Origin of the sequence: Chamaesiphon sp. OTE_8_metabat_110 (assembly GCF_031382685.1) — a bacterium.
Taxonomy (GTDB): Bacteria; Cyanobacteriota; Cyanobacteriia; order Cyanobacteriales; family Chamaesiphonaceae; genus Chamaesiphon.
The window spans coordinates 23,634-34,883 of the sequence record NZ_JANMZA010000305.1 but is presented as its reverse complement, the minus strand read 5'-3'; the positions used below and the strand labels follow the sequence as shown (position 1 = coordinate 34,883).

Here is an 11,250-nt window from a genome sequence, read left to right as displayed (position 1 = left end):
TCACATTACCTTGAATTTACTCGCTTTAATTATCTCAGCATTATGCTCGATCTGCTCGATCTAGAGGTAAATTCCTTAATCCTTCCACTAGTACAAAAGGTTTACTTGTCCCGATCGAATAAAAAGTGGGATGCTCCCTATGGCACTTGTATAGTTTTATTTTATCTAAAATAATGCTGTAATCGTAGCTCGACAATCATCTAATGTTTCATTCGACTATTGACAATACTTTATTTGACTAAATCTTTGAAATGATTCATCTCAAGCGATGCTATTTAACTCTTACACATTCCTAGTATTTTTCTGTGCTGTCACACTTGTCTACTATACATTGTCGAATTGGAATGCTCGAAAGCTATTCCTGCTGATCGCTAGCTATCTCTTTTATGCAGCTTGGAATCCGCCCTTTGTAATTCTAATTCTATTTTCTACAATTTTTGGGTGGTGGTCTGCAAGGCTAATCGATCGAGCCTCACAGCCCAGATCTAAGCAATTATTGTTAATTATCAGTCTGATTATTAATTTTGGCCTACTAGGATTTTTTAAATATGGCAACTTCATCTTAGATAACTTTACGGCCTTAGTTAATACGATCGGGATTGGTTATCATCCAGCGCATCTTGATATCATTTTGCCAATTGGCATCTCTTTTTATACATTTGAAACTGTATCTTATGTACTTGATGTCTACTTTGGGAAAAGTAAAGCCTCATCTTCGCTGCTCGATTATGCCTTATATCTGACATTTTTCCCACATTTGGTAGCTGGCCCCATATTAAGAGCAGATGACTTTATCAAGCAGTGCGAACACAAACAACCCTTCATCTTTAGTAACTTGTGCTGGGGACTAAGCCTGACAGTATTGGGATTATTCGAGAAAGTTGTGATTGCCGATGGCATATTGGCTCCAATAGTCGAAAGTCTGTATTCTGCGCCTGGAATTCCTAACTTTGCTTCGGCTTGGGGTGGAACTTTTGCTTTTACAGGACAAGTCTTCTGCGATTTTGCTGGCTATTCTACCTGCTCGATCGGTATAGCGCTATGTTTGGGATTTGTCCTACCTAGAAATTTTCACTTTCCTTATGCAGCGATCGGATTCTCAGATTTTTGGCGAAGATGGCACATCTCTCTATCAACTTGGTTGAGGGATTACTTATATATCCCTCTAGGTGGCAACCGAAAGGGACAGGTAAGGACTCAACTGAATTTGATGATTACTATGCTACTAGGTGGTTTATGGCATGGAGCGTCTTGGACATTCGTTATCTGGGGTGGGCTACATGGTTTGTATCTCATTGGAGAACGTTTACTGACCAAGGCTTTAGGACATCATGCTGTTTGGAAGATACCCGTCATCCAATTTTTGCTAGCGATTTTTACATTCATCTCGATTTGCTTTACATGGGTATTTTTTCGGGCGAATTCTTTAGAGCAAGCCACTAGTATAGTCACTGCTATGTTAGCGGTTTCGGCGAAACCAGCAACTTTAGTTCTAGAAAAAAAAGCTATCTTGACAGCTACCAGTACGATCGTAGTTATTTTCCTTATCCATTGGCGATTAAAAGAGCTAAATATTGAGGATATTATTGCTAAATTACCTTGGTGGGTAGTATCGGTTGGTTTATCTGTAATGTTGTATGCGATCGCCACCCTTCCTGGTGAAGATCGATCGTTTATTTATTTTCAGTTCTAACTGTCAATTCTCAAGTGGAGAGGCTACGCCAACAATTAAGGAGGTAAACTCATTAAAACTATTCAGTGGTCGAAAATTAGTATTTTAATCCCCATCCTCCTAGTTGCTGCTCTATGCCTTAATGAAACACTACTATATAAAGCTAGACATCAGCCGTCGATCGTTGATGATGCTGACTTGTTTTGTAGTGTGTATGGACGAGTTCCTAAATTAGGAAGTAAAGATATTATTTTCTTGGGTGCTTCGCGAATGCAAACTGGCATAGATCTAGCCACTTTTACTCAACGCCATCCCGATCGGCAAGCTCTGTTGCTAGCTCAATCTGGTTTGGGCACTTCTTTTCCAGTATTCAAGCATCTTGTAGAACAAACTAATTATAACGGAACTATAATTATCGATGAAACAGAAGTAACCCTATCTTCCGAGAGAGATCGCCGTCAATTCACATCTGTCAATCATTGTTACCATAACTTTTCGATGAATCGGCAGCTAAATCGGAATATATCAAGTTGGCTTCAGAGTCATTTTATGTTTTTAAACCCCCAAAGTAGCTCATTCCGATTGTGGGGTAATCTAATTACAGACCGAAAACTCCCAGTGCCTTTTTATACAAAAAGTTTAGAGGATCGACAGCAACTTACTGACTATGCACGCGCGGATCGGAAAGCACTTAAAGCACTGCGTCAAAGCCGATTACCAAAAAATTCTACTGAGTATGTCGATCGAGTCTTACCAACGTTTGGAGAATGGTCTAATCAAACGCAACATTGGCAACAACCGATCGCTAGATTTCAACGCCGGGGTGGTAAAGTTGTTTTTGTAAGGATGCCTGTTGCTAGAGATTTATGGCAGTTTGAAGGTCAGACATACCCGCCAGATCGCTATTGGCATCCTTGGATGAATAAGCTTGGTGTCAAATCCGTTCATTTTGCTGAGTATCCAGATCTATCAAGTTTTCCATTACCCGATACTTCTCACTTAGATATGCGAAATAAAGCTACCTTCACCCAGAGACTACTAACTCATTCAGAAGACTAACTACCTCAATTTTAATAAACCTGACCATCTATAATTTGTAACGCCTGTGTCTCCAGATCTAAAAATTGGCGTTTATTTCTCAGCTAATGATGTTGTCTATGACTGGGCAATCGCGTTTTTAAATAGTTTCCGAAAGTTCAATCCAGATTTGCGTCTAATTCTGATTCCGTTTAATGATGATTGCGATCGGCTGTTACAGCTCCAAGACAAATATAATTTTGAAGTTTATATCGATATTTCATTCGATCGACTCGAAGCGATCGGTCAAGCCTTTGAACTTGGACATACACCGACTGGGCCGCACTGGTTTAGGCGCTATGCGGCATTTTGGGGAGATTTAGATCGTTTTATTTACTTAGATGCTCGTCAAGTCGTCTTAGCCGATCTAACTCCTTTCATCACTGCCTTAGATGAGTTTGATTTTGAACTTTTACATTACGATCTAGCAATCGATCAAGTATATCAACCAGGCGTGCTACGTCGAGAGCTTCTGAAGCAAGGACGGGGAAGAGGGTTTCTCTCTGGCTTGTGGGCATCTCGTAAAGGGCTGTTTTCAATTGAGGAGTTTGAAAGATTAGCGTCAGAAGCATTAAAAGTCAGAGAACAACTCAATCCACGAAATACAGACCAAGCATTCATTAATTACTGTTGCGATCTTAAACCACTTAGGTATGGACATTTTGCTGAAGTCATCTCTGGCATTTGTCAAAATGCTTGGGCACGTCAATCTGGAGAAATTTATCAGAGTGATGGTAAATATTTTCTATGGGACTATGGAGGCTTAGATCAGAAGAAGCAGGTGATATTGATTCATTGGGCTGGTTATAAGCGGGATAATTTTCTTCCTCATCAATTCATCTTACTATCTTTTGCAAAGCCAGATATATCTCAGTCATACTTATACTTGCACTATATAGCTTTGTTGATTATGAAAGCTCCAAAGATGATAATAAAAAATATTGTTTCTCTGAGGCTAATAAATAATAGTTATCATTTATTTAAATCTAAAGGTCTGTTAGAACTATAAAAAACATCCAATCTTATCCTGTTTTTAGTTTAATTAGAGCTTTTAGTCTATATTTAAAGAGTAATCAGTCTATCGACAGATACCTCTGTTTAGCATCACAAACTAATGTCATAATCTGTTTAATATTTCCTTAACCATGTTCGTATTTATCGTTCCGTTACGAAGTCCAGAAACTTGCTCTGACTGGGAGAAAATATCTTTATTATGTAATGAAACATTACATAGTATAACTCAGCAAGATTCAACAGAATATCGAGTAATCTTAGTTTGTAACTCACCTCCTCTGAATTTTGTTCAGAACGATCGGATTAAATTGGTTCAAGAAACCTTCGCAATACCGAAGTCTTGGGATGAAGCTAACGGCGATATTTATGCGAAGGTCAAGCGAGGAATGCTAGAGATAAAAAAACTTCAGCTTGTCAAAGCAAACTCATCTGTTTTCGTCATGAGAGTGGATGCAGACGATCTCGTTTCTAATCGGTTAGTTTCATTTACAGAAAATTTTAATGAAAGTGATGGATGGTATTTTCCAACTGGTTACATATATCAAATTGGGAGCGATCGTATTTTCATCCGTCCTCGTTTTGATATGGTATCTGGAACTTCACATATTATTAGATGTGATTATTCTGACTTCCCTGAATCTATGGAAACGCCAGCAACTGATTGGTTAGATGTTATCTGGCAACATTTGCAAGTAAATAAGTTATTGGAAGAACGTAAGCGAAAGTTGACGCCGCTTCCTTTCCCTGGTGCTGTCTACAGGATTAATTCTCAAAATCTTTCTTCTACTAACCTTGAAGACAAGAGATTCTCAAGCTTAAAATCTATATTGTGGAAAGCTTTTTCCAAACGAAAGCTAAGTTCTAAGATAATAGAAGAATTTGGATTTCCTACTCTTGAATAGTTGTATTGTCCAAACTTGTAAATAGAGCATATTAAAATTATCATCGATATAGATCGATACAGATCGATGTATTTACTTTTGTGGCTTCTGCTTTAAATGCAAATAACTTCTTATATTCATCCTATTCGTACTTACTTACCATGTACTGGCGTTGGTAAACATATTAATAATATGTTGTTGGGTCTGAACAATCGAGATGACATCTCTCTAGAACTTTTTTTTTCACAGCAGTGGTTGACCACAAATAAACAACTCAACCCTCTATCTCCGTTATCACCACTACCATTTAGTACCTTTCCATCTGCTGAAAGTACTACCGAGCGAGCGTGGAAACTATGGGGATTGCCACACATGGATAGATATATTCCAACCAATACTGACTGGCTCTACGCACCGATGGAAACTTATCTCCCTGTGACCAAGTGCCCCGTTGCAATTACCCTTCATGATATTCAAGCCTTTGAACCAGATCTTCCGTGGTCTCACACCTGGCAACATCGATTATTTGCCTATCGATGGGGTTTGTGGGTGCGAAAAGCTTTAGCTGACTGTCAAGTTGTGTTCACGGTTTCAGAATTCTCAAAACAGAGAATGGTCGATTTGTTGGATGCAAATCCTGACAAAATTGTGACTATTGGCAATGGTGTCGATTTATCTTTCTTTGAGATTGCCAAAATTGCCCCTGCCGATCTCAATTCCATAATCGATAACCCATACATTATCATTGTGGGTGGATTACGCCAGAAAAAAGGTGCTGACGATGTTCTGGCGGTGGCAAGAGAACTCTACCAGCGCAAGAGCGATTTACAGATTGTGATTGCTGGAGATTCTGAAGCTAGTTATGTTGCCGCCGCTACGGAGCATCCTAATGTAACTTTACTAGGAATGGTTTTAGATGCTGAGTTACCTCAGTTATTAAGATGTGCTTCATCACTATTATTCCTTTCGCCCTATGAGGGATTTGGGATTCCCGCATTAGAAGCAATGGCCGCAGGTATTCCCGCCGTGGTATCCAATCGAGCATCTTTACCAGAAATTGTTGGGGATGCCGGGATTGTCGTTGATGCTGTCATGACAACAGCAATTGTAGATATCCTAGTCGATCTCGATCGAATCCCGAAGCTCCGAGAAGACTATATTCAGCGCGGTCATCGCCATGTAGTAACATATACTTGGACTAGTTGTGTCGAGCGGTTAGTTACTGCATTTAATCGCTTTGCCTAGTACTATAGATACAAATTCAGTCGATCGAGATAAAGTAGGTGTCCCATTGCGGAAATACTTGCAGCAAAGCTTTCTATAATTTTGATTTTTGACAAAAAATTCAGTTCGCAAGTTAATTTATGAAGCTCAAGGTTGTATTCTGCTGGTCGGACATCTCTGGCTATATGGCTGCTTGCTGGCGCGCACTCAATGATTCAGCCGAGGTTGATGTCTTTGTAGTTGCGTTTCAAGCACTGACAGAAACTGCCTTTGGCGATCGATTGATGCAGGATATTCCGTGCCGCCTGCTCGACCTCCAAGCCAGACAAGATGCCCGATCGATCGAGCAATTGGTAGTTTCAGAACACCCTGATGTGGTAGTGGTTTGTGGTTGGCTGCATCAACCCTACTGTAAGTTGGCATCGGCACCTAGACTCAAAGATACTGCTTTTGTCATGGGAATGGACACACCTTGGAAGGATAATTTGCGCCAGCGACTGGCACCGCTAGTGCTGCGCTCTTTTCTGCAACGGATGGATCGAGTAGTTGTCACAGGAGAGCGTAGCTGGCAATTTGCCAAACGATTGGGAATTCCCGCCGACAGGATCGATCGCGGATTATATGGCATTGATTATGATAGTTGGGTGCCACTGTGGGAAAAGCGATCCACATCGGACTGGCCGCGATCGTTTTTGTTTATCGGACGTTATCTTTCCATTAAAGCGATCGATGTCCTGATCCAATCCTATCAAGATTATCGCGATCGAGTTGATGAGCCGTGGGATTTAGTCTGTTGCGGACAAGGCGAACTCAAATCTCAATTAGCTGGCAAACCAGGAATTATCGATCGTGGCTTCTTACAACCTACGGAGATGGAATCTGTTTGGAAGTCTGCTGGTGCATTTATCTTACCCAGTCGCTTCGATCCCTGGCCCCTAGCGATTGTCGAAGCTGCCGCCGCTGGGTTGCCGATTATTTGCACTGATATGTGTGGTTCCGGGGTAGAAGTCGTACGATCGTGGTACAACGGTCTAGTGATTCCTGAAGACAATATTGCTAGACTTACACAGGCTTTAGTAACTTTCCACGAGCATCATGCCGAATTACCCTTGTGGGGCAAAAGATCGCAACAGCTAGCTGCACCATATGCGACTAGTATCTGGGTGGCTCGGTGGCACTACCTGCTTCAGGCAGCCGTAAAGCAGCACACGGTGTCAGCAGATGCCAACTCCCAAACACAGCTAATCGGGACGAATTTTGAGCACTAAAGCGGCAAAGTGAATCAACCCGCCATCGACTTCGCTGTTAACACTCCAGTTGTAATGACTTGTAGAAAATGAATAAAACCTTTATCGATCAACTGATAACTTTCTTGGCGACTCCTGCTGGGTTGATTGGGGTTGTTATTGGAGCTTTGATGCTGCTCAAAGCTACTAGTTCTCGGCAGACTTCATGGCTGATGTTCAGCCTCTGTTGCTTTGCTTCATCACTAAATATATTTGCCGATCGATTTGTCAAAACACCACCATTACTGTTTCCGCTTCAGCAAATTCGGGCATCCGGTAGACCATTAGCAATCGTATTGCTAATCCTGTTAGTACTGCTAGCAATCCAAACACAAGGTACTTGGCGAAGATGGGTAATACCTAAACCCATTAAGTATCTGATGTTCGTGCAGTTTGTAATTTTCTTTAAAACAGTGGTTTACGGTAGTCTAGAATTTGCATTCATCTCCGCGATGACCTTTGGCGGGATTGTGTTCATGTTGCAGCGAGGGCCAGGACAATGGCTGCAAGATGATGAGAACTTTCGTCTCGCCGTCAAATCGATCGCTGTGGTCGGCTTAATTTTTGTCGTAGCCAATACCTATCAATATATACTTAATCCCTATGCAATTACTTTCGTACACAGCCGTTTCCTGGGAACTACAGGCAATCCACAGCACGCAGCAGTATTGCTAGCTGCAACAATTCCGTGTTTGATGTTTTCGATCCAAAGTCACCCGAGATGGAACTTTTTTAAATTCCTTTGGCTAGTGACTTTACTGATTGTCGTGTACTTTTTATTATTAACTGGTTCGCGTACGGGGCTACTAATGGGTATAGTTTCAATTTTATTGTTTTTCCGAAACAACGGAGGTGCTTGGTTCCGAGTCATACTGTTTATAGGTATATCCGCAGCACTGTTACTACCATTCTTAGAGCCAGATTCATTGGCTACATCGTCAGGAATTGACTCCTCTGTCAGTGCTCGCTTCGCTTCTACTGAAAATAGCCGTGAAAGTGCTTGGTATTGGATGTGGAATTCTTTTACCAACAATATTTTATTTGGAGAACCGCTAAGGGGAGATCGCATGGGTCATGGTGAAAACTCTTGGCTATCAGCCGCTGCCAATCTTGGATTGACCGGGTTGATTCCGATGTTACTAATGGGATGGGAGTCTATCAAGCTAATCTGGCAGCTCAATCAATTAGGTAATCGACAAAAATACTACTTCTTTCAGACTAGTGTAGTCATAGCTGGATTGGGATCGATGCTTGTCGGAAGCGTGTTTGAAGCTTTTCTACTAGGAAATATTACATTTTCACTGCTCGTGTTTTTAATGTATCTCGTCATGGGTGCTTATCTAGTCGAAGTCGATCGAGTTCGTACTTACTATGCCAGTGTCGAACCAGAATATCCTGATGATGTTGGGCTATATCAGTGAAAATTTTACATGTAATTCCTTCAGTCTCTCCCGTTAGAGGGGGGACGAGTCGAGCAGTCCTAGATATGGTGCGTGCGCTGCGAGACAGCGGAATCGATGCAGAAATTGCGACAACTAACGATGATGGGAACGATCTTCTCGATGTGCCACTGGGTACGCTGACCCGGTATGATGGCATCCCTACTTACTTTTTCCCCCGCTTCTCGCCACCGCTGAATGCCCTACGTGAGTTTGCTTTTTCAGGAGCGTTTACGACTTGGCTATTTAGACATATCGCTAAGTATGACTCGATCCACGTTCATGCGATATTTTCCTACACGTCTACTGTGACGATGGCGATCTCCCGGCTGCGAGGAGTTCCTTATCTGGTGACACCACATGGGATGCTCTGTCAATGGTCGCTCGATCGAGGTGGTCGGAAAAAGCAAATTTATTTGAAGTCGATCGAACGAGCCAATCTCGATCGTGCTGGCGCTATCCATCTAACCTGCGAACAAGAACGCGATGATGTCATGGCTTTAAACTTGAAAGCTGAGACATTTGTGCTGCCATTGGGTTTAACTGAGATACCAGCCAAAATCCCAGATGCTGCTAATTTGCTACGGCAAAATTTGAATTGTCCCGCAGATGAACCGATTATTCTCTTTTTAGCTCGACTGCATTACAAGAAGGGATTGGACTATCTGATTCCGGCACTCGGTAAACTTCGAGAACGGCGGTTTACCTTCGTACTGGCAGGTAGTGGTACCCCAGAGTATGAAGCAGAGATTCAGTCGTTATTAAGAACCGCAGGGATTGAGGATCGCACTCGGATGGTTGGTTTTATCGAAGGAACTCAAAAAGATTTATTACTTCAAGGAGCCGACTTATTTGCCTTGACTTCCCACTCGGAAAACTTTGGGATCGCTGTTCTAGAAGCTCTGGTTGTTGGCACCCCGGTGTTATTAACTCCTGGTGTCGGTCTATCTACTGTCGTTCGCGATCGCGAGCTTGGTTACATTGCCGAGCTAGATATTGAGGCGATTACCGAGGCACTCGCTCGATATCTAACTGAGCCTCATCGCGTACAGCAAATGGGTGTGTATGCCCGTAAGTTTAGTATCGAAAACTACAACTGGGATCGGATCGCCGCCGATCTCATTCGAGTTTACCAAACGATCGTCGATCGACAGCCGCTACCATCAATTTTAGGAACAGCGAAGGTTAATTAATAGTCGTCTGCTTAGGACAAATGCCTGACTTTATTGACGATAGTAATCTAGCTATTTATACCAACTCTATATGAATATCGAGACAATTACGCCACTAATTCTGACTTACAATGAAACTCCCAATATCGGACGCACGCTCGCAAAACTTGACTGGGCGCAGGAAATAATTGTCATTGATAGTTTTAGCGAGGACAGTACGCTAGAAATCCTCAAATCTCATCCGCAAATCAAAATATTTCAACGGAAATTTGATACCCATGCCCAGCAGTGGAACTACGGTTTAGAGCAGGTTAAGTCAGAGTGGGTCTTGTCTTTAGATGCAGATTATGTATTGACAGATGAGCTGATCGATTCATTTAGTTCTTTGAATAATTCAGCAATTGACGGTTACTTTATTCCCTATAGATACTGTGTATTTGGTAAACCTTTGCACGGAACTATTTTACCCGATCGATTAGCTTTATTTAGAAAAGATCGTGCAACTTATATTGATGATGGTCATACTCAATTACTAGAACTTCAAGGTCGATCGAGTCGTCTGGATGCCTATATCCATCATGACGATCGCAAGCCGCTGAGTCGGTGGCTGTGGGCGCAAGATCGCTATATGGTGATGGAAGCCAAAAAACTGCTGGAAATGCCTAAATCTGAATTAAGTTTTGGCGATCGAATTCGCAAACGGAAGGTCTTTGCTCCATTTATTGTGTTAATTTACTGCCTAATTCTCAAAGGCGGTATTCTCGATGGTTGGCATGGTTGGTATTATGCTTTCCAACGAACCCTAGCTGAGATATTACTAAGTATTCATATCATCGAAGCCGAACATTTGCGCGATCGGCGATCGAGCGCAAGTACGAGTTCGTCAGCCAAGGTTAGGATCGGGGATCTCTAGATCTGGAGTAGCTGACATTTTGCGCTCTCTAAGCGGTTGGGCTGGATTGCCAGCATAGATGGTCATCGGCGCTAACGATTTACATGCCACACTGCCCAGACACAATACCGCACCGTCACCAACACAAACACCCGGCCCGACTACAGCGCGGGCGGCAATCCAAGCGCCTGCACCGATGTCAATCGGGGTATCCTTAAGCTCGAAAGTCGGACTGCTCCAATCATGATTGCCAGTACATAGATACACATCTTGAGAGATACAGGCGTTGCTACCGATCGTCACCATTGCTACATTGTCAATCCAGCAATTCTCGCCCAACCACGCAAAATCACCTACCGCCAACCGCCACGGAAATTTCACCCTCAAACCCTGTTTCACAAAGATGCCTTGTCCCATCTGTGCGCCAAAACAACGCAGTACCCAGCACTTAAATTCATAACTGAGAATCCAGTAGCTACTGACTAGTGGCGATCCCAGGTAGTACCAAGCGATTTGCTTCCATAGTGGTGCCCCTGGAACATAGTTGCCTACAGTATATTTATCCAGCCGCATCACAAATTACTTCAACCTAA

General features: G+C 42.4%; 10 protein-coding genes. 9 read left to right on the top strand and 1 reads right to left on the bottom strand.

Translation table 11 applies throughout. From position 1 onward, the window contains the following. Positions 1 to 268: 268 nt before the first annotated feature. From RMO52_RS11240 to RMO52_RS11200, 9 genes are all read left to right on the top strand, one after another. Positions 269 to 1,693, top strand: coding sequence for an MBOAT family O-acyltransferase (locus tag RMO52_RS11240; RefSeq protein WP_310414078.1), 1,425 nt, complete (start codon positions 269 to 271; stop codon positions 1,691 to 1,693). A gap of 189 nt (positions 1,694 to 1,882) precedes the next feature. Beyond that, a complete protein-coding gene (locus RMO52_RS11235; protein ID WP_310414074.1) occupies positions 1,883 to 2,731 on the top strand; it encodes a hypothetical protein in 849 nt (282 codons plus the stop codon). Between the two features lie 46 nt (positions 2,732 to 2,777). Then, positions 2,778 to 3,758, top strand: coding sequence for a hypothetical protein (locus RMO52_RS11230; protein WP_310414071.1), 981 nt, complete (start codon positions 2,778 to 2,780; stop codon positions 3,756 to 3,758). A gap of 136 nt (positions 3,759 to 3,894) precedes the next feature. Then, entirely contained in the window at positions 3,895 to 4,665 is a 771-nt protein-coding gene (locus RMO52_RS11225; protein ID WP_310414067.1) for a glycosyltransferase family A protein, read from the top strand. Positions 4,666 to 4,761: 96 nt separating this feature from the next. Next, complete coding sequence (locus RMO52_RS11220) at positions 4,762 to 5,889, top strand: glycosyltransferase family 1 protein (RefSeq protein ID WP_310414064.1); 1,128 nt, start codon at positions 4,762 to 4,764, stop codon at positions 5,887 to 5,889. 119 nt (positions 5,890 to 6,008) lie between these two features. Beyond that, positions 6,009 to 7,136, top strand: a complete 1,128-nt coding sequence (locus tag RMO52_RS11215) for a glycosyltransferase family 4 protein (protein ID WP_310414061.1) — start codon at positions 6,009 to 6,011, stop codon at positions 7,134 to 7,136. 68 nt (positions 7,137 to 7,204) lie between these two features. Further along, positions 7,205 to 8,575 carry a hypothetical protein gene (locus RMO52_RS11210; protein WP_310414057.1) on the top strand — a complete coding sequence of 457 codons (1,371 nt, stop codon included), beginning with the start codon at positions 7,205 to 7,207 and terminating at the stop codon, positions 8,573 to 8,575. After that, positions 8,572 to 9,786: a glycosyltransferase gene (locus RMO52_RS11205; RefSeq protein WP_310414054.1), complete on the top strand. Its 1,215-nt coding sequence runs from the start codon at positions 8,572 to 8,574 to the stop codon at positions 9,784 to 9,786. Before RMO52_RS11210 ends, RMO52_RS11205 begins: the two co-directional genes overlap by 4 nt. A gap of 70 nt (positions 9,787 to 9,856) precedes the next feature. Next, positions 9,857 to 10,678: a glycosyltransferase family 2 protein gene (locus tag RMO52_RS11200; protein ID WP_310414051.1), complete on the top strand. Its 822-nt coding sequence runs from the start codon at positions 9,857 to 9,859 to the stop codon at positions 10,676 to 10,678. Here the strand turns inward: RMO52_RS11200 and RMO52_RS11195 are convergent. Further along, a complete protein-coding gene (locus RMO52_RS11195) occupies positions 10,649 to 11,230 on the bottom strand; it encodes a WcaF family extracellular polysaccharide biosynthesis acetyltransferase (RefSeq protein WP_310414049.1) in 582 nt (193 codons plus the stop codon). The genes RMO52_RS11200 and RMO52_RS11195 overlap by 30 nt on opposite strands. Between the last annotated feature and the right edge of the window lie 20 nt (positions 11,231 to 11,250).